Annotated in this window: 20 protein-coding genes; 12 read left to right on the top strand and 8 right to left on the bottom strand. The window is 69.3% G+C overall.

Annotation, left to right across the window (positions count from 1 at the left end; genetic code table 11):
* Positions 1-173: 173 nt before the first annotated feature.
* Positions 174-1,655, top strand: a complete 1,482-nt coding sequence (rpsA, locus tag G5C66_RS01460) for a 30S ribosomal protein S1 (RefSeq protein WP_165108984.1) — start codon at positions 174-176, stop codon at positions 1,653-1,655.
* Positions 1,656-1,725: 70 nt separating this feature from the next.
* On the opposite strand, the gene G5C66_RS01455 is transcribed toward rpsA, so the two are convergent.
* The gene (locus G5C66_RS01455) at positions 1,726-1,869 is read right to left on the bottom strand and encodes a hypothetical protein (RefSeq protein WP_165108982.1); all 144 of its coding nucleotides are present in this window, start codon (positions 1,867-1,869) and stop codon (positions 1,726-1,728) included.
* Positions 1,870-1,958: 89 nt separating this feature from the next.
* Here G5C66_RS01455 and G5C66_RS26690 point away from each other — a divergent pair, with 89 nt between their 5' ends.
* From G5C66_RS26690 to G5C66_RS01435, 4 genes are all read left to right on the top strand, one after another.
* Positions 1,959-2,924: a helix-turn-helix domain-containing protein gene (locus tag G5C66_RS26690; protein ID WP_165108980.1), complete on the top strand. Its 966-nt coding sequence runs from the start codon at positions 1,959-1,961 to the stop codon at positions 2,922-2,924.
* A gap of 13 nt (positions 2,925-2,937) precedes the next feature.
* Positions 2,938-3,519 (top strand): dephospho-CoA kinase, encoded by a 582-nt coding sequence (coaE, locus tag G5C66_RS01445; protein WP_165108978.1) that lies wholly within the window; start codon positions 2,938-2,940, stop codon positions 3,517-3,519.
* A 96-nt stretch (positions 3,520-3,615) separates the two neighbouring features.
* Positions 3,616-4,908 (top strand): glycoside hydrolase family 3 N-terminal domain-containing protein, encoded by a 1,293-nt coding sequence (locus G5C66_RS01440; RefSeq protein ID WP_206443576.1) that lies wholly within the window; start codon positions 3,616-3,618, stop codon positions 4,906-4,908.
* Positions 4,909-4,944: 36 nt separating this feature from the next.
* Entirely contained in the window at positions 4,945-6,084 is a 1,140-nt protein-coding gene (locus tag G5C66_RS01435) for a DNA polymerase IV (protein ID WP_165108974.1), read from the top strand.
* A 144-nt stretch (positions 6,085-6,228) separates the two neighbouring features.
* On the opposite strand, the gene G5C66_RS01430 is transcribed toward G5C66_RS01435, so the two are convergent.
* The 3 genes from G5C66_RS01430 to G5C66_RS01420 all read right to left on the bottom strand — a co-directional run bounded on the left by G5C66_RS01430 (position 6,229) and on the right by G5C66_RS01420 (position 10,982).
* Positions 6,229-7,176 carry a sigma-70 family RNA polymerase sigma factor gene (locus tag G5C66_RS01430; protein WP_165108972.1) on the bottom strand — a complete coding sequence of 316 codons (948 nt, stop codon included), beginning with the start codon at positions 7,174-7,176 and terminating at the stop codon, positions 6,229-6,231.
* Positions 7,177-7,389: 213 nt separating this feature from the next.
* Positions 7,390-9,510: a S9 family peptidase gene (locus tag G5C66_RS01425; RefSeq protein ID WP_165108970.1), complete on the bottom strand. Its 2,121-nt coding sequence runs from the start codon at positions 9,508-9,510 to the stop codon at positions 7,390-7,392.
* 161 nt (positions 9,511-9,671) lie between these two features.
* Complete coding sequence (locus tag G5C66_RS01420; protein ID WP_165108968.1) at positions 9,672-10,982, bottom strand: DNA polymerase IV; 1,311 nt, start codon at positions 10,980-10,982, stop codon at positions 9,672-9,674.
* Positions 10,983-11,131: 149 nt separating this feature from the next.
* Between G5C66_RS01420 and G5C66_RS01415 the strand changes: the two genes are divergently transcribed.
* On the top strand, positions 11,132-12,061 hold the full coding sequence (locus G5C66_RS01415; RefSeq protein WP_165108966.1) for a DUF4192 domain-containing protein: 930 nt from the start codon (positions 11,132-11,134) through the stop codon (positions 12,059-12,061).
* Here the strand turns inward: G5C66_RS01415 and G5C66_RS01410 are convergent.
* Complete coding sequence (locus G5C66_RS01410; RefSeq protein ID WP_241248114.1) at positions 12,046-12,510, bottom strand: hypothetical protein; 465 nt, start codon at positions 12,508-12,510, stop codon at positions 12,046-12,048. The genes G5C66_RS01415 and G5C66_RS01410 overlap by 16 nt on opposite strands.
* Before the next feature lie 84 nt (positions 12,511-12,594).
* On the opposite strand from G5C66_RS01410, the gene G5C66_RS01405 reads away from it, so the two are divergent.
* From G5C66_RS01405 to G5C66_RS01395, 3 genes are all read left to right on the top strand, one after another.
* The gene (locus G5C66_RS01405; RefSeq protein ID WP_165108964.1) at positions 12,595-13,173 is read left to right on the top strand and encodes an HhH-GPD-type base excision DNA repair protein; all 579 of its coding nucleotides are present in this window, start codon (positions 12,595-12,597) and stop codon (positions 13,171-13,173) included.
* Between the two features lie 148 nt (positions 13,174-13,321).
* Positions 13,322-14,923 carry an RNA polymerase sigma factor gene (locus G5C66_RS01400; protein WP_165108962.1) on the top strand — a complete coding sequence of 534 codons (1,602 nt, stop codon included), beginning with the start codon at positions 13,322-13,324 and terminating at the stop codon, positions 14,921-14,923.
* 132 nt (positions 14,924-15,055) lie between these two features.
* The gene (locus tag G5C66_RS01395) at positions 15,056-17,023 is read left to right on the top strand and encodes an N-acetylmuramoyl-L-alanine amidase (RefSeq protein ID WP_338144029.1); all 1,968 of its coding nucleotides are present in this window, start codon (positions 15,056-15,058) and stop codon (positions 17,021-17,023) included.
* Positions 17,024-17,051: 28 nt separating this feature from the next.
* On the opposite strand, the gene G5C66_RS01390 is transcribed toward G5C66_RS01395, so the two are convergent.
* Both G5C66_RS01390 and G5C66_RS01385 read right to left on the bottom strand, forming a co-directional pair.
* Positions 17,052-17,537 carry a DUF456 family protein gene (locus G5C66_RS01390; protein WP_165108960.1) on the bottom strand — a complete coding sequence of 162 codons (486 nt, stop codon included), beginning with the start codon at positions 17,535-17,537 and terminating at the stop codon, positions 17,052-17,054.
* A gap of 87 nt (positions 17,538-17,624) precedes the next feature.
* Positions 17,625-17,852, bottom strand: a complete 228-nt coding sequence (locus G5C66_RS01385) for a DUF7455 domain-containing protein (protein WP_008361825.1) — start codon at positions 17,850-17,852, stop codon at positions 17,625-17,627.
* 457 nt (positions 17,853-18,309) lie between these two features.
* Between G5C66_RS01385 and G5C66_RS01380 the strand changes: the two genes are divergently transcribed.
* Positions 18,310-20,295: a DNA gyrase/topoisomerase IV subunit B gene (locus G5C66_RS01380; RefSeq protein WP_165108958.1), complete on the top strand. Its 1,986-nt coding sequence runs from the start codon at positions 18,310-18,312 to the stop codon at positions 20,293-20,295.
* Complete coding sequence (locus G5C66_RS01375; RefSeq protein ID WP_165108956.1) at positions 20,295-20,705, top strand: hypothetical protein; 411 nt, start codon at positions 20,295-20,297, stop codon at positions 20,703-20,705. Before G5C66_RS01380 ends, G5C66_RS01375 begins: the two co-directional genes overlap by 1 nt.
* A 15-nt stretch (positions 20,706-20,720) precedes the next feature.
* Here G5C66_RS01375 and G5C66_RS01370 read toward each other — a convergent pair whose 3' ends face one another.
* Positions 20,721-21,626 carry an RNA polymerase sigma-70 factor gene (locus G5C66_RS01370; RefSeq protein WP_165108954.1) on the bottom strand — a complete coding sequence of 302 codons (906 nt, stop codon included), beginning with the start codon at positions 21,624-21,626 and terminating at the stop codon, positions 20,721-20,723.
* An 81-nt stretch (positions 21,627-21,707) separates the two neighbouring features.
* Here G5C66_RS01370 and G5C66_RS01365 point away from each other — a divergent pair, with 81 nt between their 5' ends.
* Entirely contained in the window at positions 21,708-22,679 is a 972-nt protein-coding gene (locus tag G5C66_RS01365; protein ID WP_165108952.1) for an NAD-dependent epimerase/dehydratase family protein, read from the top strand.
* Positions 22,680-22,707: the final 28 nt, after the last annotated feature.

The raw sequence follows: 22,707 nt of genomic DNA, 5'->3' as shown, positions 1-22,707 counted from the left end.
CGCGACAGTTGGACGGGGCCTGTGCGTGGAGCGTAGGCTAAGAAACTGCGTCTGAAGTCTGCCCAGGTCCCGGACCGAGCGGACCGTGGCTTGCCGTCTCAAAGGCTGAGCGGCCGACCCGACTCCAGCCGTACGACGACGATATCTGTCCACCCAAGGAAACCACCTCCCTTATGACGAGCACGCTCAACATTCCTCTTCCTGACTACGACGCGCCTCAGGTCGCGATCAACGACATCGGGTCGGAAGAGGACTTCCTCGCCGCGATCGACGAGACCATCAAGTACTTCAACGACGGCGACATCGTGGACGGTGTCATCGTCAAGGTCGACCGGGACGAGGTCCTGCTCGACATCGGTTACAAGACCGAAGGTGTCATCCCGTCGCGCGAGCTCTCGATCAAGCACGACGTCGACCCGTCCGAGGTTGTCGAGGTCGGCGACAAGGTCGAGGCCCTGGTGCTCCAGAAGGAGGACAAGGAAGGCCGCCTGATCCTGTCCAAGAAGCGTGCGCAGTACGAGCGCGCCTGGGGCACGATCGAGCAGGTCAAGGAGGAGGACGGCGTCGTCGAGGGCGCGGTCATCGAGGTCGTCAAGGGTGGTCTCATCCTGGACATCGGCCTGCGTGGCTTCCTCCCCGCCTCGCTGGTGGAGATGCGTCGCGTCCGCGACCTGCAGCCGTACGTCGGCCAGACCCTCGAGGCCAAGATCATCGAGCTCGACAAGAACCGCAACAACGTGGTCCTGTCGCGCCGTGCCTGGCTCGAGCAGACCCAGTCCGAGGTTCGCCACGGCTTCCTGACCCAGCTCCAGAAGGGTCAGATCCGCAAGGGTGTCGTCTCCTCGATCGTCAACTTCGGTGCGTTCGTGGACCTCGGCGGCGTCGACGGTCTCGTCCACGTCTCCGAGCTGTCCTGGAAGCACATCGACCACCCGTCCGAGGTCGTCACCGTCGGTGACGAGGTCACCGTCGAGGTTCTCGACGTGGACATGGACCGCGAGCGCGTCTCCCTGTCGCTGAAGGCGACCCAGGAGGACCCGTGGCAGCACTTCGCCCGCACCCACCAGATCGGCCAGATCGTCCCGGGTAAGGTCACCAAGCTGGTGCCGTTCGGTTCGTTCGTCCGCGTCGAGGAGGGCATCGAGGGCCTCGTCCACATCTCCGAGCTGGCCGAGCGCCACGTGGAGATCCCGGAGCAGGTCGTCCAGGTCAACGACGACGTCATGGTCAAGATCATCGACATCGACCTCGAGCGTCGCCGGATCTCGCTCTCGCTCAAGCAGGCCAACGAGACGGTCACCTCGACCGACGTCGAGGAGTTCGACCCGACGCTCTACGGCATGCCGGCGACCTACGACGAGCAGGGCAACTACATCTACCCCGAGGGCTTCGACCCGGAGACCGGCGAGTGGCTCGAGGGCTTCGACGAGCAGCGCGCGAAGTGGGAGGAGCAGTACGCTCAGGCCCACGCTCGCTGGGAGGCCCACATCAAGCAGCAGCAGGAGGCCGCCGAGAAGGCTGCCGAGGCCGGCGAGGCCACCTCCTACTCCTCGGGTGGCTCGGTCGACGAGACCGTTTCCGAGGACGAGGGCGGCTCCCTCGCCTCCGACGAGGCGCTCCAGGCGCTTCGCGAGAAGCTGACCGGCGGTCAGTGAACTCGTGAGCTGATGCTCTGAAAACGTACGAATGCCCGGCCCCTCATCAGGGGCCGGGCATTCGGCTTCTCTAGGGCCACCTGGTCGCTGGCAAGAAGTCCGGGTCGATGGCGTGGGACCGAGGAGCGGCCTTGGGGCGGTCGCCGTGGACGACGGCGAAGGTGGCGTAGGTGGCGAGGCCGAACAGTGCGATGAGGATCAGTGCGGTGGTCATGGCAGTAATTCTTCGCTACCAGGCATTCCTGCCACATTGGCAGAAATGCCTAAGTTGCGCGATTTCCTGCCAACTGGCACCCTTCTGAGGTGCTTAGGAACGTCGCTGCGGTGATCTGGGACGGTGTCGCCCCCTTCGAGTTCGGTGCGGTCTGCGAGGCCTTCGCCATCGACCGGCGCGACGACGGGGTGCCCTACCTCGACTTCGCCGTGTGTGCGCCGACAGCCGGGATGGTGCGCACCAACCTCGGGTTCAAGGTCGAGGCGCCCAACGGCCTGGAGCGCCTCGAGGAGGCCGACCTGATCGCCATCCCGGCCTTCGGCGGCCCCAGCGGCACCCTGCCCGTGGAGGTGAAGGACGCGCTGCTGCGCGCGCACGCGCGCGGAGCCCGGTTCCTCACCGCCTGCTCCGGCGCCTTCGCGCTGGGGGAGGCGGGCCTGCTCGACGGGATCGAGTGCACGACCCACTGGAAGTACGCCACCGAGCTGCAGCGCCGCTTCCCGGCGTCGAAGGTCGTCCCCGAGGTGCTCTACGTCGACACCGGCCAGGTCGTCACCAGCGCCGGCACCGCCTCCGTGCTCGACGCCGCGCTGCACATCTGGCGCCAGGAGTACGGCGCGGCGGTCGCCTCCGCCGTCGCCCGCCGGATGGTCGTCCCGCCGCAGCGCGACGGGGGACAGGCACAGTTCATCTCGCACCCCGTTCCCGAGCCCGACGCGGAGACGCTGGGACCCCTGCTCGCCTGGATCTCGTCCCACCTCCACGAGGAGCTCGACGTGGACTCGCTCGCCCGGCAGGTGCTGATGTCGCCGCGTACGTTCGCTCGCAGGTTCCGCGCCGAGACCGGGGCCACGCCCTATGCCTGGATCACCGCGCAGCGGGTCCGCCGGGCCGAGGAGCTGCTGGAGCGCACCGAGCGGTCGGTGGAGTGGATCGCGGGCGAGGTCGGGTTCGGCAACGCCGCGGCTCTGCGCCACCACTTCACCCGGGTGCGGGGTCTCTCGCCCCAGGCCTACCGGCGCCGGTTCGCCTGCGGGGAGCCGGCCAGCGCCTAGTAGGTTGACGCCCATGCGCGTAGGACTCACCGGCGGGATCGCCTCGGGGAAGAGCACGGTGTCGGATCTGCTGGCCGGGTTCGGGGCGGTGATCGTCGACTCGGACAAGATCGCCCGGGAGGTCGTCGAGCCCGGCACGCCCGGGCTCGCTGCGGTCGTCGAGGAGTTCGGGCCGTCGGTGCTGACCGAGACCGGCGAGCTGGACCGGGCCAAGGTCGGGGAGATCGTCTTCGCCGACGAGGGCGCCCGTGCCCGGCTCAACGCGATCGTGCACCCGCTGGTCGGGGCGCGCTCCGCGGAGCTCGAGGAGGCGGGGCGGTCGGCGGGCAAGCTGGTCGTCAACGACATCCCGCTGCTGGTCGAGGCGGGCTACGCGCCGTTCTTCGACGAGGTGATCGTCGTCGACGTGCCGGTCGAGACCCAGGTCGAGCGCGCGGTTGCGCGCGGGATGACCGAGGCCGACGCCCGCTCCCGCATCTCCGCGCAGGCGAGTCGCGAGGAGCGGCTCGCGGTCGCGACGTACGTGATCGACAACACCGGCACCCTCGACGACCTGCGGAAGCGGGTGCGCGAGATCTACGACTCACTCGCCTGAACGTGTTGATGGGTGGGGGTTGCTGACATACTCGGCCGCGTGACTGGGGGCAAGCACACCGATTCAGAGGATCTTCCGCGTCGTTCGAGGCGTTGGATGAGGCCGGTGGTCGCCGGTGCCGTCCTGGCGCTGGCGGCCGGTGCAGGCGCGGCAGCCGTGACCGTCGGGATGCCGACGAGGTCCGAGGTCGAGCCGAACCGGCCGGCCGCCGCCACCACGAAGGCCGACCCGACGAAGGACACCACGCCGCTTCCGTGGGGCCCCACGCGCGGTGAGCTGGCCACCGCCCGCGAGCTCGTCGCGGGCTGGGACGAGAAGCAGCTCGCCGGGCAGGTGATCGTCGGCCGCTACCACGGCACCGACCCGGCCAAGGCGGCCAAGATGGTCCGCAAGCTCCACCTCGCCGGCGTCAGCGTGACCGGCGAGAACGTCGTCGACGAGGCGCAGGTGCGCGAGACGACCGCAGCGGTCTCCCGCGCGGTCGCGGCCGACGGCCGGACGTTCCCCGCGGTGATCGGCGTCGACCAGGAGGGCGGCGTGGTCTCCCACCTGCGCGGCGTGGCCACCGAGTTCCCGGAGTTCGCGCGCGCCGGCGACGCCATCGAGACGAAGCCGCGCAAGGGCGTCGCGGCGACGACAGAGGCGGCGCGGACGACGGCGCTCGAGCTGCGCGACCTGGGTTTCACCTGGGCGTTCGCGCCGGTCGCCGACGTGACCGTCGGCGCGACCGACCCGACGATCGGGTCGCGCTCGCCGAGCGAGGACCCGCGGGTGGCGGCCACGGCGGTCTCCGCCGCGGTGCAGGGCTACAACGAGGCCGGTCTGGTCTCCACCACCAAGCACTTCCCGGGCCACGGCGCCGTTACCGGCGACACCCACCTCGGGTTGCAGGAGCTCGACTTCGGCATGAAGAAGCTCAAGCGGCGCGACCTGGTGCCGTTCGACGCCGCGGTCGACGCCGGAGCGCCGGCCGTCATGATCAGCCACGTCGACGTCAAGGCCGTGGCTCCCGGGAAGCCGGCCAGCATGGCGGCCCCGATCTACGACCTGCTCCGCGACGACCTCGACTTCGACGGCATCGCCGTCACCGACTCGCTCGGGATGGGCGCGGTCACGACCACCACCAAGAAGCCGTCGGTCGCGGCCCTCGAGGCCGGTGCCGACCTGCTGCTGATGCCGGCCAACTCCAAGGCCGCCCACCGCAGCGTCGTCAAGGCCCTGCGCTCCGGTCGCCTCGACCGCGACCGTGTCGAGGACGCGGCCGCGAAGGTCGTCGCCATGCAGCTGTGGCAGCAGCGCACTGCTGGTGCGGTGCCGGTGCCCGGTGACGTACGTGAGCGGGCGGAGCAGGCCTCCAGGGGGCTCTCCGAGGCGGCCTCCGACGGCTGACGGCCTCGCCGGACGGTTCCGTGGCACCATCGGGGCATGAGCGTGGTGCTGCACGTCGACCTGGACCAGTTCATCGCGGCGGTGGAGGTCCTACGGCGGCCCGAGCTCGCCGGGAAGCCGGTGATCGTGGGCGGTCGCGGCGACCCGACCGAGCGGGCGGTGGTCTCGACGGCCTCCTACGAGGCTCGGGCGCACGGGGTCGGATCCGGGATGCCGCTGCGGCTGGCCGTCCGGAAGTGCCCCGACGCCGTGCTGCTGCCGGTCGACCACGCCGCCTACGACAAGGCCTCCGCCGGCGTCATGGACACCCTGCGGTCGCTGGAGTGGGGCGGGGTGCCGGTGCTGGTCGAGGTCCTCGGCTGGGACGAGGCGTTCCTCGGACCCGGCCCCGGCCACGGTGACCTCGGCGATCCCGCGGCCTTCGCCCAGGACGTACGCGACGTGGTGCTCGAACGCACCCAGCTGCGCAGCGGGGTCGGTGTCGGCGACAACAAGCTCCAGGCGAAGCTCGCCACCGGGTTCGCCAAGCAACGGGTCGACGGTGCGGTCGCGCGGGAGGCGGGCGCGGGCGGCCACGAGCCCGGGCCCGGGGGACAGCTGCGGGGGACCGGCGTCTACCGGATCACCCACGAGACCTGGGACGCCGAGATGGGTCATCGCCCGACCGACGCGCTGTGGGGGATCGGGGCGAAGACCGCGAAGCGGCTGTCCGGGCTCGGGATCGAGACCGTCGCCGACCTCGGCGCGGCCTCGGCGGAGCGTCTGGCCGCGGAGATCGGCCCGACGACCGGCCCGTGGCTGCGTCGCCTGGGCCGTGGCGCCGAAAGCAGCCCGGTGGACCCTGCGCCGTGGGTAGCCCGGGGTCATGGCCACGAGGAGACCTTCCAGCAGGACCTGATCGAGTGGCCCGACGTCGTCGCCGCCACCCGCCGGCTGTGCGGCGAGTGCCTCGCCGACGTGGTCAAGGAGGGACGCCCGGTGACCCGGGTCGAGATCAAGGTGCGGTTCAAGCCGTTCTTCACGGTCACCCGCGGCCACAAGCTCTCCGAGCCCACCCTCGACGCCGACCGCCTCGCCGACGAGGCGGTGGCGCTCCTCGATCGCGTCGAGAAGGACCGCCCGATCCGGCTGATCGGCGTACGTCTCGAGATGGCCCCGCCGCCCGGAGGCTACTGACCGCCGAGGCGTCACCCCGGTCGGCCGAGTTGGCACCGCGCAGCCGACTCGGACGACGCGAGAGACGCCTCGGGCGACCGGACAGACGTCTCGACACAGAAAGACTCGGCGCCCCCGAAGGGACGCCGAGTCAGGTAGTTGGGATCAGGCCGCCAGGTCAGGGTCTGCGAAGCGGCGGAGCTTCTGCAGCGCCTCACGCTCCAACTGGCGTACGCGCTCGGCGGAGATGCCGTGCTTGACGCCGATGTCGGCGAGCTTGTGCTGACGACCGTCGGTGAGCCCGTAGCGGGAGCGGACGATGTCGGCGGAACGCTCGTCGAGCTGGCCGACCAGCGAGTTGAGCCGCTCGCGCGACTCGACGTCGATGATGTCGGTGTCGGGGCTCGGCGCCGACTCCTGGGCCATCAGGTCACCCAGCGAGGTGTCGCCGTCCTCGTCGATCGGGGTGTCGAGCGAGACGTGGTCACGCCCCCAGGAGAGCAGGTCGAGGACCCGGTCGATGTCCATGCCGAGCTCGGCGGCGATCTCCTCCGGCTCCGGGTCACGGCCGAGCTGGCGCTCCAGGGTGCGGCGGGCGCCGCCGACCTGGTTGAGCTCCTCGACGACGTGGACCGGCAGCCGGACCACACGCGCCTGCTGCGCGATGCCGCGGGTGATCGCCTGGCGCACCCACCACGTCGCGTACGTGGAGAACTTGTAGCCCTTGGTGTAGTCGAACTTCTCAACGGCCCGGATCAGGCCGGTATTTCCTTCCTGGATCAGGTCGAGCATCGGCATCTGCGCGCGGCCGTACTTTCGCGCGATGGACACCACCAGACGCAGGTTGGCGTTGATGAACTCGCGGGTGGCGCGGTGGCCCTCCTCGGCCAGCCACTCCAGCTCGGCTCGGGTGGCTCCACCGGGTGCCTTCTTGCGGCCGACGCGGCCCTCGGCCAAGAGGTGCTCGGCCATCAGGCCGGCCTCGATCGCCTTGGACAGCTCAACCTCTTTGGCAGCATCCAGGAGCTCGTTACGGGCGATCTCGTCGAGATACAGCCCGACGCTGTCACGGCCCTCGATCTCTCGGGTGGCGGTTGCGGTGCGTGTCGCCATGGGAACCTCCTCACGGTGAGGTTTGTGGCCTCACGGTGTTTCAACGCTTCGCCCCTCCCAGGTGTTCCCTGGTAGAGCGCCTTGTCATCGATCCGTCTTCGATCTCTTGTCCGGTTCGACGTACGCCGCGGGCGATAAGTTGCATCGCGAGGTGAATCTCAGGGGTTTCTCATGGAGTACCCCGAGATCCCCGTCGATATGCCCTGAGAACGCCTAGGAAGAGGTCACCTGGTCGATCATCCAGGCAAGGCTGAACGCCCGGTCCTCCCACGCCTTGTAGCGTCCCGAGACTCCTCCATGTCCGGCCGCCATCTCCGTCTTCAGGAGTACGTCACCGGGATTCTCCGCCGTGGCACGCAGCTTGGCGACCCATTTCGCGGGCTCGACGTAGAGCACGCGGGTGTCGTTGATGCTGGTTTCGGCCAGGATCGGCGGGTAGTGCTGGGCGGTGACGTTCGTGTAGGGGTCGTAGGAGGCCATGTAGTCGTAGGTCTCCTTGTCGGCCTCCGGGTTGCCCCACTCGTCGTACTCGGTGACGGTCAGCGGCAAGGAGGCGTCGAGCATCGTGGTCAGCGCGTCCACGAAGGGCACGGCGGCGACGACGGCGCCCACGGCGTCGGGTGCCTGGTTGGCGACCGCGCCCATCAGCAGCCCGCCGGCGCTGCCACCCTCGGCGATGATCTTGCTCGGCGTCGACCAGCCCGACTCGGCGAGGTGGCGGGCGCAGGCGATGTAGTCGGAGAAGGTGTTCTGCTTCTTCAGCATCTTCCCGTCGTCGTACCACGCCCGGCCCATCTCGCCGCCGCCGCGGACGTGCGCGATCGCGAACCCGATCCCACGGTCGAGCAGGCTCAGTCGCGGGATCGAGAAGTAGGGGTCCATGCTGGCTTCGTAGGAGCCGTAGGCGTAGAGCAGCACCGGCATCGGCCCCTGCTCGTGGAGACCCTTCTTCGCCACGATCGAGATCGGCACCCGTACGCCGTCGGGCGCGGTCGCCCACAGCCGGTGCTCCTCGTAGTCGTCCCGGTCGTAGCCACCGAGGACCGGGGCCTGCTTGCGCAGGGTCAGCTCGCGGCTGCGTACGTCGTAGTCGTAGACGGAGGACGGGGTGCGCATCGTGGTGTAGCCGAGGCGGACGATCGGGGTCTCGAAGGTGGGGTTGGAGCCGGAGCCGATCGTGTAGAGCTCGTCGTCGAACTTCACCAGGTAGTCGTCGGAGACGCCGTCCTCGCCGAGCTCCAGGATGCGGAGCTGGGTCAGGCCCTCGCTGCGCTGGTGCACCACCAGGTGGCCGGCGAAGGCGTCGACGTCCTCCAGGCGTACGCCGGGGGTGTGTGGGATCAGCGGACGCCACTCCGAGCGCGGGGTCGGGGCGATCGGCGCCGTGGCGATCTCGAAGTCGGGACCCGAGGCGTTGTGGGTGACCAGGAAGACGTCCTCGCCGGCGATGGTGGCGTGCTCCACCGAGTATTCGACGCCCTCCTCGCGGGCCGCGAAGACCTGCCAGCCGGCGTCGGGGTCGTCGAAGTCGAGGAACCGGTATTCGGCCGTGATCTTCGCGGCGGTGCCGATGAACATGAACCGGTCGGACTTGGTGCGCCCCACGCCGACCCAGAACCGGTCGTCGGTCTCGTGGAAGACCAGCTCGTCCTCGCTCTGCGGGGTTCCGAGGCGGTGGCACCAGATCTTGTCGGCGCGCCAGGACTCGTCGGCGGTGGTGTAGTAGAGCGCCGACGAGTCGCGGTCCCAGGTGGCGCCGCCGTGGACGTTGGTGAGCTCGTCGTCGAGCAGCTCGCCGGTGGTGAGGTCCTTGACGCGTACGGTGTAGCGCTCGTCGCCGGTGACGTCGGTCGCGTAGGCGAGCAGCGTGGTCGACGGGCTGACGGTGGACCCGCCCAGGCTGAAGAAGTCGTGGCCCTCGGCGAGTGCGTCGAGGTCGAGCAGCACCTCCTCGCCGGGGAGCGCGGGCTGGTCGTGGGTGACGTCGGCCGGCGTCGGGGGAGTCCAGTCGTCGGGGTCGGTGGCCTTCACCCGGCAGCTGGCGCCGTACTGCTTCCCCTCGAAGCTGCGGCCGTAGTACCAGTAGCCGCGCGACCGCGTCGGGACGCTCAGGTCGGTCTCGAGGGTGCGTGCCTTGATCTCCTCGAAGATCTGCGAGCGCAGGTCGGCGAGGTGGTCGGTCTGCTCCTTGGTGTAGGCGTTCTCGGCCTCGATATAGGCGATGACCTCGGGGTTCTCCTTGTCGCGCAGCCACTCGTAGTCATCGGTCCGGGTCAGGCCGTGGAACTGCTTGGACGAGGGCTTCTTCGGTGCGACGGGGAACTCTGCAGACATGAACGAGACCCTATCCCCGCGCCCCTCGGACACCCGAGCGCGCCTCGAGGATGGCAGGCTGAGTCATCGCACGGCGCTATCGCACAACCGGGTCGCTTGGCGCGATACCGCACTCAAGCGCCGGGACGGCGAGGACAGGCGAGCCAGCGGCGGGGAGCGGCTCAGGGCTCGCTGTAGGGCTGCAGGTCGGGGTCGTCGGCGGCGTAGGAGCGCACCGGGCCGGCAGGCGTCTCGGCGGTCTCGAAGCGCACGGTCACCACCCCGCGCCCCGAGCCCCAGACCCAGCCGCGGCCCATCTCCGCGTGGACGACGTCCATCCCGGCCGCCCAGGTCGGCCGCCGCGACGGCTCGGGCAGCGGGAGCTCGGGCTCGGTGTCCTCGTCGGCGTCCTCCCCGAAGAGGTCCTCCTGGATCCAGTCGGCGAGACCGGAGACGCCGACCCCGAGAAGGCGTACGCCGCCGGCCGTCTCGCCCGCCGTGAACAGCTCGCCGAGCAGGGTCCTGGCCAGGCGGGCGATGGTGCTGGCCTGGTCGGTGGGGGCGGGGAGCGTCGCGGAGCGGTTGATGGTGGTGAAGTCGTAGAGCCGGACCTTGATCGTGATGGTGCGGCCCGAGAGGCCGTTCTTCTTCAGCCGGGCGGCCACCTCGCTGGCCTGCCGGGTGAGGATCTGCTCCATCAGCGGCCGGTCGGTCAGGTCGGTGTCGTAGGTGCCCTCCACGCTGACCGACTTGGCCTCGCGCTCGGGTTCCACGCGCCGGTCGTCCTGGGCCCTGGCCAGCTTGTAGAGGTTGGTGCCGTGGGACTTGCCCACGAGGCGTACGAGCTCCTCGACGCTGACCTGCTCCAGATCGGCGACCGTGTGGATGCCGGCGCGGCGCAGGCGCTCGGTGGTGGCGGGGCCCACGCCGGGGATCACCTTCACGTTCATCGGTCGGAGCAGGTCGAGCTCGGTGCCGGGGGCCACCACGACCAGTCCGTCGGGCTTGTCCAGGTCGCTGGCGATCTTGGCGATGAACTTCGAGCTCGCCAGGCCGACGCTGGCGGTCAGCCCGCCGGTGATCTCGGCGACCTCGGCACGGATCCGGGCCGCGGTCTCGGTCACCGTGCCGACCTCGAGGTCGGGGAGGTCCGCGGCGGCGAGATCGACGAAGGCCTCGTCGAGGGAGAGCGGCTCGACCAGCGGGGACAGGTCACGCAGGATCCCGAAGACCTGCTCGCTGACCTTCTTGTACGCAGGGAAGCGGGGGTAGAGGAAGGCGGCGTGACCGCACAGCGCCCGGGCTTCACGGGTCGACATCGCGGAGCGGACCCCGAAGGTCCTGGCCTCGTAGGAGGCGGTGCTGACCACGCCGCGGCCGCTGATGCCGCCCACGACCACCGGCTTACCGCGCAGCGACGGCTTGTCGCGCTGCTCGACCGACGCGTAGAACGCGTCGAGGTCGAGGTGCATCACCGACGCGTGCGGTCTCATGGTGGCAACCTATCGGGCAGCGGGGACAGCCTCTCCTGGACCGATGCTCCGGGCCGTTGACCATCCACAACAAGCATTCGAACACGGGTTGTGCACAGGTGCGGATATTGACGGCGAGACTGTCGGTCGTCGCGGGGAGCGTGGTCCGCATGACCACGAAACTCTCCATCGCCCGTCCCGAGGACGTCCTCGCCGCCGTTCCCATCCTGCTCGGGTTCCAGCCCGAGAAGTCGATCGTGATGCTCACCTTCGGCGGTGAGCATCAGGTCCACGGCAGGATCGACCTCCCGCCTCCGGGCGAGGTCGAGGGCTGCCTCGACAGCCTGCTCCTGCCCGCCGTGCGTCACCAGGTGCGCGGCGTCCTGCTCGTCCTCTATGACAGCGGCCCGCGCTTCGGCCTGAAGATCGCCCGCCGTCTCGTCGAGAGGCTGGCCGAGTGCGACATCGAGCTGATCGGCTGCCTGCGGGTGCAGGACGGCCGCTGGTTCGACCCGCTCGGCTTCCACGGCGTGCCCGACGAGGGTGTCCCGTTCGACGTCGGCGCCCACCCGTTCCGCGCGCAGGCCGTCTACGACGGGCACATGGTGCGCCGCTCCCGCACCGAGCTGGCCGACTCGATCGCCTCGGTCCCTGCGGCCGTCGCCGAGACCGAGGTGGCGCTGGAGCAGGCGTCCGCGATGAAGGTCTACGAGGTCGGTCGGCTGGTCGACGACGCGATCGCCGGGACGGTGCTGTCGGCGGGCCAGGTCGCCTCCCTGCTGCTCGCGCTGCGCGACCCGCAGCGGCGCGACGCCGCCTGGGGCGGGATGACCCGGGAGGAGGCCAGGGCACACGTGCGCCTGTGGACCGATGTCGTACGCCGCAGCCCCGACGACCACGTCGCCCACCCGGCCGCCGTGCTGGCCTTCGCCGCCTGGCTGGGTGGTGACGGCGCCCTCGCGTGGTGTGCGCTCGACAGATGCTTCGCGAGCGACCAGCACCACGGCCTCGGGATGCTGGTCGCCCACATGCTCGAGGGCGCGGTTCCTCCCACGGCCTGGGAGGAGGCGCTCGGCCAGCCGGCTCAGTCGTTGCGGTAGCGCAGCCGCTTCCACCGGCGACTCAGCTCCGAGCGCGGGTCGACCCACGCGTTGCGGGTCACCACGACGTACGTCAGGGGTGCCCCGACCTCCCGGAACGCCTGCCGCGCGGCGGCGAGCCAGCGGAGGTCGACGTCCTCGATCTCCAGGCCGCCGGGGCGGGTCAGCCACACGATCGGGTCGGGCACGCCGGCGCGGCGACGCATGCTGTGGATGATGTCTGCGCGCAGCCACTGGTCGGTGGGCTCGTCCTCGCGATGGGCGTGGACGACCTCCTTGCCGCCGGGGATGCCGAGGTGGACGAGCGCCAGGAACGATCTCCGGTGCTCGGTGGCGGTGTGGTCCAGCACGGCGCGTCTCAGCCGCTTCTCGAGGACGGGCGAGAGCGGCTCGTGCAGCCCTTCGACGGACGTCTCGGACACGGCGGACGGGGCAGTCATGGAGGCCATGCGCCTAGCGTGCAACGGATGCTGGATCGGCGCGACCCGCTATCCACAGGCATGACCAGGTGGATCACGGCGATATGAGGCAGGATGTCCCTTATGCCTTCGCTCCACATCACCGGCGACGAGGCCGCCGACAAGCTGCTCTCCGAAGATCCGTTCGCGCTGCTGCTGGGCATGGCCCTGGATCAGCAGTACCGGATGGAGGATGCGTTCAAGGGAGGTCACAAGCTGGTGACCCGACTCGGCCATCTGGATCCCGCCAAGATCGCCGACATGGATCCCGACGAGTTCAAGGCGATCGCCTCGACGCCGCCGGCGATCCACCGGTTCCCCGGCTCGATGTCGGCGAAGGTGCAGGGGATCGCTGCGATCGTCACCACCGAATACGGCGGCGACGTCACCCGGCTGTGGACCGAGGCCACCAGCGGCAAGGACCTGCTCAAGCGGATCCAGGCGCTCCCGGGCTTCGGGAAGCAGAAGGCGCAGATCTTCGTCTCGCTGCTCGCCAAGCAGTTGGGCGTCCGGCCCGAGGGCTGGGAGGAGGCCGTCGGCGACTACGCGCTCGATGGTTACCGTTCTGTGGCTGACGTCGTCGACGTTGCGTCGTTGCAGAAGGTGCGTGACTACAAACAGCAGAAGAAGGCCGCAGCCAAAGCTGCCGGATGAGTTCCGGATGAGTTGAGGTGGACACGAGCCCCGGATGGGGACTGTTCACCACCACCGTGGCAGAATGAATCTGCGGCTCTTGACGACCCCGGGCCCTGCCGCGCCCAAACTGAGTTTTTGATAAGTCTCGACCAAGTTCGACGGAGAGGTGTTCGTGTCCTCGAACGCGCGCAAGATACCCGCTGAGGTACTCGCCCACCCTGCCGTGAAGGCACTGATCGACCAGGCCAAGCCGACCGGACGTGTGAGCCCCGACCAGGTCCGCCAGGCCAGCGAGGATGCTGCGGTCGAGCCCAGGCACCTCAAGGCACTGCTCGGTCACCTGAGCACGCTCGGCATCTCGGTGGACCTCGGCACTGCGGTCACCGGCCGCGCCGCTGCGGCGACGACCTCGACCCGGAAGACGACCACCGCCAAGGCGCCGGCGAAGAAGGCTGCGGCCAAGAAGGTCGCTGCCGAGACCGAGAAGCCGGCTGAGAAGCCTGCCAAGAAGGCCGCGGCGAAGAAGGCGGACGAGTCCGAGCCCAAGAAGACGACCGAGATCGACGAGGACGGCGAGGAGATCGTCCTCGAGGACGTGGATGTCGACGTCGATGACGTCGACGAGATCGACGTCGACGACTCGGACGACGACGACACCGACGACGAGGAGACCACCCTCGTCCAGATCGGTCCCGACGGCAAGAAGGTCCTGCCCGACATCTCCGACGAGCAGTTCGAGAAGGACGTCGCCTCCGATCCCACGATCAAGGAGGACGAGAAGGAGGCCGAGAAGCAGAGCTTCGTCGTCTCCACCTCCGACGACACCGACGAGCCCGAGCAGACCGTCATGGTCGCCGGCGCGACCGCAGACCCGGTCAAGGACTACCTCAAGCAGATCGGCAAGGTCCCGCTGCTCAACGCCGAGATGGAGGTCGAGCTCGCCAAGCGGATCGAGGCCGGTCTCTTCGCGGAGGAGAAGCTCGGCAAGGGCGGCAAGATCACCCCGAAGATCCTCGACGAGCTTGAGTGGATCGCCGAGGACGGCAAGCGCGCGAAGAACCACCTCCTCGAGGCCAACCTCCGACTGGTGGTCTCGCTGGCCAAGCGCTACACCGGCCGCGGCATGCTCTTCCTCGACCTGATCCAGGAGGGCAACCTCGGTCTGATCCGTGCGGTCGAGAAGTTCGACTACACCAAGGGCTACAAGTTCTCGACCTACGCGACCTGGTGGATCCGTCAGGCCATCACCCGCGCGATGGCCGACCAGGCTCGCACCATCCGTATCCCGGTGCACATGGTCGAGGTCATCAACAAGCTGGCCCGTGTGCAGCGCCAGATGCTCCAGGACCTGGGCCGCGAGCCCACCCCGGAGGAGCTGGCCAAGGAGCTCGACATGACCCCCGAGAAGGTCATCGAGGTCCAGAAGTACGGCCGCGAGCCGATCTCGCTGCACACCCCGCTGGGCGAGGACGGCGACTCCGAGTTCGGCGACCTGATCGAGGACTCCGAGGCGATCGTCCCGGCCGACGCGGTCTCGTTCACGCTCCTTCAGGAGCAGCTGCACGCGGTGCTCGACACGCTCTCCGAGCGTGAGGCCGGCGTCGTGAGCATGCGCTTCGGCCTGACCGACGGTCAGCCGAAGACTTTAGACGAGATCGGCAAGGTCTACGGGGTCACCCGTGAGCGCATCCGCCAGATCGAGTCCAAGACGATGTCGAAGCTGCGACACCCGTCGCGTTCGCAAGTGCTGCGTGACTATCTCGACTGACCCCCGTTAGTCACACCGAACGCCTTCCCGGATGTCTGGGAGGGCGTTCGCCATTTCTGCAGATTCGCCCGCCACAGGCGCAGATTCGGCTAGGTTGCACGGGTCAGGTGTTCCTCCCCAGGAGGTCTTCTCGTGCCTTTCCATCCCCCACGTCTACAACGGCCGGCCCTGATGGCGGCCGGAGCCCTGCTCGGCGGACTGCTCGTCGCGGTCCCGATCACCGCGGTGGCCTCGGCGGCCGAGCCCGACTGGAAGGCCTGTCTGGTGGGCTCCACCGACCGGCAGACGGTGTTCGAGCGGGCGGCCGAGACCAGCGGTGTGCCGGCCGACGTGCTGCTCGCGGTCTCCCACATGGAGTCGCGCTGGGACGCCCACGGCGCGGCCCCGAGCACCTCCGGCGGCTACGGGCCGATGCACCTCACCGACCTCCCGGCCCTGGCGACAGACACCGAGGCCCATCCCGACCCGCTCGGCAAGGGCGACGGCTCCCACCAGTCCCGCACCGCTCACCAGCGCGAGGAGGCGATCCGGCTGGGTGAGGTCGAGACGCTGCGTACGGCCAACGACATCACCGGGATCCCGGTCTCCGACCTGCGTGAGGACGCGGTCGCCAACATCTGCGGCGGTGCGGCCGTGCTGGCCGACTACCAGGAGGCCGCGGGCGGCGCCGCGACCCTGGCCGACTGGAGCGCAGCCGTCGGCCGCTACAGCGGGGCCGCCGACGAGGGGACCGCACTCAAGTTCGCGCGTCAGGTGTTCGCGACGTTGAGCTCGGGGGAGTCGCGTACGACCAACGACGGGCACCGGGTGACGCTGGCCGCGAAGCCGGTCGCCGCCAGCGAGGAGGCCGTCGGACGGCTCGGCCTCGCCGATCCCAGCACCGAAGAGGCCGTCGAGTGTCCGGCGGTGCTCGGCTGCGAGTCGCTGCCGGCGCCGTACGAGCAGACCGGCGACACGATCGGTGACTACGGCAACCACGACCTCGGCAACCGGCCCGTGGAAGGCTCGATCGACTACATCGTCATCCACGACACCGAGACCTCCTACGACGGCACCGTGCGGCTGGTGCAGGACCCGAACTACCTCGGCTGGCACTACACGCTGCGCTCGGTGGACGGTCACATCGCTCACCACATCCCGGGCAAGGACGTCGGCTGGCACGCCGGCAACTGGTACGTCAACAGCCACTCGATCGGGCTGGAGCACGAGGGCTACGCCGCGAACGGCGCCTGGTACACCGAAGCGATGTACCAGACCTCGGCCACCCTGGTCGGCTACCTGGCCATGAAGTACGGCGTCCCGCTCGACCGCGCCCACATCATCGGCCACGACCAGGTCCAGGGCGTCGCGCCGGCCAACGTCGCCGGCATGCACTGGGACCCGGGCCCCTACTGGGACTGGAACCACTACTTCGACCTGCTCGGGGCCCCGATCAAGGCCGACCGGCGCTCGCGCAGCGAGATCTGGACGGTCGCCCCTGACTTCGACGCCAACACCGGCAACGTGATGACCGGCTGCACCGGGGCGGGCGTGCCGTGCCCGAGCGACCGCGGCACCAACTTCGTCAACGTCTACTCCGCACCCTCCGCCGACGCGCCGCTGCTCGCCGACACCGTTGTCGGCGGCTCGGCCCGGGTCTCCAACTGGGGCCCGCGCCTCGCGGCCGGGCAGAAGGTCGTCGTCAACGACCGGACCCGCGACGACTGGTGGGGCGTCTGGTTCGGCGGCAAGCAGGGCTGGATCCAGAACCCCGACGGCGTACTCCTTCCGTCCGACGGCCAGGTCGTCACGCCGAAGCCCGGCACCACCGCCAAGGTCTACGGCACCGCCTATCCCACGGAGCCCAGCGACTATCCCGCCGGCGTGACACCGCGGAAGATCGCGCCGCTGCAGTACACGATCCCCGCAGGTCAGACGTACGTCCTCGCTGACGCCGAGATCCCGACCGACTACTACAAGGCCAACAACTTCAACTGCGCCACCGTCGACGGAGTCCCCGACTGCATCGTGATCAGCGGCGGCACGACCTACTACCAGATCTGGTTCAACCACCGGATCGCGTACGTCATGGCCGACGACGTGACGGTCACGGACGGCTGAGCGCGCCCGGCGGGGGGAACGGCCGGGCTCAGGTCAGGAACAGGCCCACCACCCAGGTGATGGTGGCGAGGGTGGCGGCGGTGGCGTCGATCAGGATGAACAGGCCGATCGCCTTCATGGCGTTCCAGGTGGAGGCCCGGGCCTCGCCGGCGTCGCCGCCGTGGCGGCGCAGCTCGGCGAGGAAGACGCCGAGGGGGAAGCCGACGAAGACGCCGACGACCGGGATGACGAAGAAGCCGACGACGGCCAGGATCGCGCCGACGATCTGGGTGGACAGCGGCATCCCGGAGTCCTTGAGGCGCTTGCCGGGGATGGCGTACTTGGTGATCAGTCCGATCGCGATGAACGCGGCGGAGATGCCGAAGATCACCCACCCGGTGGGCTCTCCCAGCCAGATGGCCCAGCCGAGGATCGCGGCGGCGACGAGGAGCGCGCCGCCGGGTAGGACCGGGACGATGATGCCGGCGATGCCGAAGGCGATGACCAGCGCGACGAGGACTTCGACGAGACTCACGGAGCGAACCCTAGCCTCGTCGCGCCGAAAAGACGCCGGAGGCCCGGACCGTCGTGGTCCGGGCCTCCGGGGAGTAGGTGGGTGGGGTCAGTTCTTCTCGGTGAGCTTGTGGGTCTCGTCGGTGATCGAGCTCGCGATCTCCTTGAGCTTCTCACCGTGCTCGCGGGCGTGGTGGGCGCAGAACAGCAGTTCGCCGCCGGAGTGGAGCTCCGCGCGTACGTAGGCCTGCGCTCCGCACCGGTCGCAACGGTCCTCGGACGTGAGCGGCGAGCTGGTGGCAACGGCAGTGGTCACATCGGCCTCATTTCTGATCATGATTGCGCCGGGATAACGTACGTGAGTCCTGGATGATTCCCTAGATCGCTAGCGTTTCCTCGCGGACTCTTACCTCCGTCGCACCTCTAATCCTTGCAGTTGTCGCTCCGGGTCGGGGATCCGGGTTGGACCTACCCCACGGGACATCGCTGTCCGTGACAGACATTCTTACCTGTCGACCGACCATTTCGTGCATCGAAACCCGCAAGTTCCGCGTAACGGACCGATCACGACGTACGCGTGCCGCCCGATTGCGCCGGGGCCGCTTGCCGCGTGCCTGCGTGAGTCCCGGGCGTGTCGCACGGTAGATTTCATCTGAGGAAATCCCCCACGCAGCGCCCCAAGCAACAACGCAGCAGCGCAGTACAGCCAGGAGCCGATCATCTCTGACAACACCTACAACGCCGCGCACCTCCTCGTCCTCGAGGGCCTGGAGGCGGTTCGCAAGCGTCCCGGTATGTACATCGGCTCGACCGATACCCGCGGCCTCATGCACTGCCTGTGGGAGATCATCGACAACGGTGTCGACGAGGCGCTGGCGGGAGTCGCCGGCCACGTCGAGGTGACGATGCACGCCGACGGCTCGGTGGAGGTCTACGACGACGGTCGCGGCATCCCGACCGACAAGGAGCCCCGCACCGGGCTCCCGGGCGTCGAGGTGGTCGCGACCAAGCTGCACGCGGGCGGCAAGTTCGGCGGTGGCTCCTACAACGCGACCGGCGGTCTGCACGGTGTCGGTCTCTCGGTCGTCAACGCGCTCTCCAGCCGGATGGACATCGACGTCGACCGCTCGCCGGCCCAGCAGGGGATGTCGTTCCGCCGCGGCGTGCCCGGGGTGTTCGACGGCGACGGCCCGACGGCCGCGTTCACGCCGCAGAGCGGCCTGAGTCGCAAGGGGAAGCGGGTCGCCAAGGGCAAGACCGGCACCCGGATCCGGTTCTGGCCCGACAAGCAGATCTTCACCAAGGACGCGCGCTTCGAGCTCGAAGGGCTGCTCGGCCGCGCCCGGCAGACGAGCTTCATCGTGCCCGGGCTCGAGCTGGTCATCCGCGACCTGTCGGGTCCGGAGAAGATCGAGGAGAAGTTCCGCCACGACGGTGGCATCGCCGAGTTCGTGGACTTCCTGGCCAAGGACGAGCCGGTCAGCGGCGTACTCCGGCTGCAGGGGTCGGACACCTTCACCGAGACCGTGCCGATGCTCGACGACGCCGGCCACATGACCCCGCAGGACGTCGAGCGCGAGCTCGGTGTCGACATCGCGGTGCGGTGGGGGAGCGGCTACGACACCGAGATCCGCTCCTTCGTCAACGTGATCGCCACCCCGAAGGGCGGCACCCACGTCAGCGGCTTCGAGAACGCGCTGACCAAGACGTTCAACGACGCCATGCGCGCGGCCAAGGTGCTCAAGGTCAACGACAAGGACATCGTCAAGGAGGACGTCCTCGAGGGCCTGACCGCGGTCGTGACCGTGCGCCTGGCCGAGCCCCAGTTCGAGGGCCAGACCAAGGAGATCCTCGGCACCCCGGCAGCCCGCAGCGTGGTGCGCAAGGTCGTCGCCGCCGAGATGAAGACGTTCCTCACCGAGTCGCGCGGCGCCCAGAAGCAGCAGGCCAAACTGGTGATGGAGAAGGTGTACGCCGCCTCCAAGACCCGTCTCTCGCTGCGTCAGCAGAAGGAGAACCAGCGGCGCAAGAACGCGCTGGAGTCCTCCGCGCTGCCCTCGAAGCTCGCCGACTGCCGCACCACCGACGACCGTGCCGAGCTCTTCATCGTCGAGGGCGACTCCGCGCTCGGCACCGCCAAGGTGGCCCGCAACTCGGAGTTCCAGGCGCTGCTGCCGATCCGCGGCAAGATCCTCAACGTCCAGAAGGCCTCGGTCGGCGACATGCTGAAGAACGCCGAGTGCTCCTCGATCATCCAGGTGGTCGGCACCGGCACCGGGCGCAGCTTCGACCTCGACGCGGCCCGCTACGGCAAGATCATCTTCATGGCCGACGCCGACTCCGACGGCGCTCACATCCGTACGCTGCTGGCGACCCTGTTCTTCAAGTACATGCCCGAGCTGATCGCCGCCGGCAAGGTCTACACCGCGGTCCCGCCGCTGCACCGGATCGAGATCTCCAACCCGAAGAAGGGGATGGAGAAGTACATCTACACCTACTCCGACCCGGAGCTGCAGCGGAAGCTCGCCGAGCTGAAGAAGAAGAACGTCACCTGGAAGGACCCGGTGCAGCGCTACAAGGGTCTGGGTGAGATGGACGCCGACCAGCTGGCCGAGACCACGATGGACCCCCGTCACCGGACGCTGCGCCGGCTGACGCTGGACGACGCCGACGAGGCCGCGGCGGTCTTCGACCTGCTGATGGGCTCCGATGTGGCTCCGCGCAAGGAGTTCATCGTCGCCGGGGGCGGTCAGCTCTCCGAAGACGACCTGGACTTCTGATGGATCAGAAGGCTGCACGCACGGCGGCGACCAAGGCGTTCAAGGCCGGCGGCATGCCGCTGCGCAAGGGCCACCACCGGCTCGGCGACCCCAAGAGCGACGACATCGTCTGGTACATCGACCTGCGCGCCCAGGGCGCCGGACCGTCCGCGCCGCTGCGCTTCGAGATCGGCTGCTGGGTCGCCGCCCTCGGCCACCCGGAGCCCGAAGGCGGCCCGGTCGACTGCCCGCTGCTGCTGGACCGGCCGGTCGCGGCGACCACGCCCGCCGAGATGGGTGAGGAGGTCGACGAGCTCGTCGGTCTGGTTGGCGACCTGGACTCCGTCGGGGCCCTGCGCGAGGCACTGGCGGACGGAGCGCTCGGGCGGCCGTTGGTCGACCAGTCGCTGCGTACGTTCCTGGACGGGTAGCGTCCTCGACATGCCTCAGCGCTGCGCCAGCAGCGCGAAGAGATCGCCGACCTCGCCGAGGTGGCCGAGCTTGTCGGGGTTGAGGACGTTGTGCATGCGGACGATCCGGTCGCCGTCGACGTCGAGCGCGATGACGCCGAGCAGGGCGCCGTCGGCGCCGCGGGTGAGCATCGCCGGCTGACCGTTGGCGTGGGAGAGCTCCAGACGTACGCCGAAGCGCTCGCCCTGACGCATGAGCCCGAGCAGGAAGCGGGCGACGGCGACGGCGCCGAGCATCGGCTTCTGGATCGCCGGAGCCCGGCCGCCACCGTCGGCGACGAACACGACGTCGTCGGCCAGCAGCCGCTCCAGGCCGCTGACGTCGCTCGTCGACAGCGCGGCGACGAACTGGGAGGCCAGCTGGTCGCGACGCTCGGGTGAGGGCTCGAAGCGGGGCGTGCCGTCGGCGATCCGCTTGCGGGCACGGGTGAAGATCTGGCGGCAGTTGGTCGCGCTCTTGTCGACGACCGGGGCGATGTCCTCGTAGTCGTAGGCCATCACCTCGCGCAGCACGAACACCGCGCGCTCGACCGGCGTGAGCGACTCCAGCAGGACGAGGAAAGCGGTGCTGACGGTCTCGTCCAGCTCGAGGCGGTGGCTCGGGTCCTCGTCGGAGATCAGGATCGGCTCGGGCAGCCAGGGCCCGACGTACTGCTCGCGGCGGTGGCGTGCCGAGCGGAGGGTGTCGATGGCGATCCGGGTGGTGACGGTGGTGGCGTACGCATCCAGGTTGTCGATCTCGCCCGACTCCTGCGTGCTGCGGTGCATCCGCAGGAACGCCTCCTGCACGATGTCCTCCGCCTCGGCGACGCTGCCGAGCATCCGGTAGGCGATCGAGAACATCAGCGGGCGAAGCCCGTCATGGGCGCTTGCGAGGTCCACGGTCGCAGGACCTTACGCCAGCTGTCACAGCAGCGCATGCCGTTTCGTCGGTGGGGTCGACAACGACGAAAGGAACAGGAAATGCGCATCTTCATCGCAGGCGGAACCGGCGCAGTCGGCATCAGGACGGTGCCGCTGCTCGTGGCCGCCGGACACGAGGTGTACGGCTCGACCCGTCGTGACGCGGGGTGCGAGGCCCTGGCCCGGATGGGCGCGACCGGGATCGTGATGGACCCGCTGGACGCGCAGAGCGTCCGGGACGCCGTGGCCAAGGCCGAGCCCGAGGTCGTCGTCCACCAGCTCACCGCGCTGAGCGGGATGACCGGGAACATGAAGAAGTGGGACCAGGAGTTCGCGATGACCAACCGGCTGCGTACCGAGGGCACCGACCACCTGCTCGCGGCCGCTCGGGAGGTCGGCGCGCGCCGGTTCGTCGCGCAGAGCTACGGCGGCGGCTGGACCTACGAGCGCACCGGCGGCTGGGTCAAGGACGAGAGCAGTCCGCTCATCGACGACCCCGGCAAGGAGGCCCGGCGATCCCTGGCGGCGATCCGTCACCTCGAACACGCGGTCACCGCTGCCACCGACCCTTCGACAAGCTCAGGACACCGCCTCGAGGGCCTGGTGCTGCGGTACGGCAACTTCTACGGTCCGGGCAACGCGGCGTCGCGGGAGGGCACCATCGGCGAGCTGCTGCGCGCCGGGAAGCTGCCGGTGGTCGGCGGTGGCACCGGGGTGTGGTCGTTCGTGCACATCGATGACGTCGGCTCCGCGACCGCCGCGGCGGTCGAGGGTGGTGAGCCCGGGGTCTACAACATCGTCGACGACGAGCCGGCGCCGGTGAACCAGTGGATGCCGTTCCTGGCCGAGCAGGTCGGTGGCCGGAACCCGATGCGGCTCCCGGCCTGGATCGCCCGGCCGCTGATCGGCGAGTTCGGGGTCGCGATGATGACCTCCGTGCGCGGCTCCTCCAACGCCAAGGCGAAGCGGGAGCTCGGCTGGACGCCGTCGTACGCCACCTGGCGCGAGGGCTTCCGGACCGGGATCGGCTGACGGCGCGCTGAGGTGGTTATGGTGGCGC

Source organism: Nocardioides turkmenicus, from assembly GCF_011045035.1.
GTDB classification, from domain to species: Bacteria; Actinomycetota; Actinomycetes; order Propionibacteriales; family Nocardioidaceae; genus Nocardioides; species Nocardioides turkmenicus.
The sequence above is the reverse complement of the archived record's forward strand: the minus strand, read 5'-3'. Positions and strand labels throughout refer to the sequence as shown.

Coding starts and splice junctions, on each gene's coding strand:
- rpsA (WP_165108984.1), top strand. CDS start 174: ATGACGAGCACGCTCAACATTCCTCTTCCTGACTACGACGCGCCTCAG.
- G5C66_RS01455 (WP_165108982.1), bottom strand. CDS start 1,869: ATGACCACCGCACTGATCCTCATCGCACTGTTCGGCCTCGCCACCTAC.
- coaE (WP_165108978.1), top strand. CDS start 2,938: ATGCGCGTAGGACTCACCGGCGGGATCGCCTCGGGGAAGAGCACGGTG.
- G5C66_RS01440 (WP_206443576.1), top strand. CDS start 3,616: ATGAGGCCGGTGGTCGCCGGTGCCGTCCTGGCGCTGGCGGCCGGTGCA.
- G5C66_RS01435 (WP_165108974.1), top strand. CDS start 4,945: ATGAGCGTGGTGCTGCACGTCGACCTGGACCAGTTCATCGCGGCGGTG.
- G5C66_RS01430 (WP_165108972.1), bottom strand. CDS start 7,176: ATGGCGACACGCACCGCAACCGCCACCCGAGAGATCGAGGGCCGTGAC.
- G5C66_RS01425 (WP_165108970.1), bottom strand. CDS start 9,510: ATGTCTGCAGAGTTCCCCGTCGCACCGAAGAAGCCCTCGTCCAAGCAG.
- G5C66_RS01420 (WP_165108968.1), bottom strand. CDS start 10,982: ATGAGACCGCACGCGTCGGTGATGCACCTCGACCTCGACGCGTTCTAC.
- G5C66_RS01415 (WP_165108966.1), top strand. CDS start 11,132: ATGACCACGAAACTCTCCATCGCCCGTCCCGAGGACGTCCTCGCCGCC.
- G5C66_RS01410 (WP_241248114.1), bottom strand. CDS start 12,510: ATGGCCTCCATGACTGCCCCGTCCGCCGTGTCCGAGACGTCCGTCGAA.
- G5C66_RS01405 (WP_165108964.1), top strand. CDS start 12,595: ATGTCCCTTATGCCTTCGCTCCACATCACCGGCGACGAGGCCGCCGAC.
- G5C66_RS01385 (WP_008361825.1), bottom strand. CDS start 17,852: ATGATCAGAAATGAGGCCGATGTGACCACTGCCGTTGCCACCAGCTCG.
- G5C66_RS01380 (WP_165108958.1), top strand. CDS start 18,310: ATGTACATCGGCTCGACCGATACCCGCGGCCTCATGCACTGCCTGTGG.
- G5C66_RS01375 (WP_165108956.1), top strand. CDS start 20,295: ATGGATCAGAAGGCTGCACGCACGGCGGCGACCAAGGCGTTCAAGGCC.
- G5C66_RS01365 (WP_165108952.1), top strand. CDS start 21,708: ATGCGCATCTTCATCGCAGGCGGAACCGGCGCAGTCGGCATCAGGACG.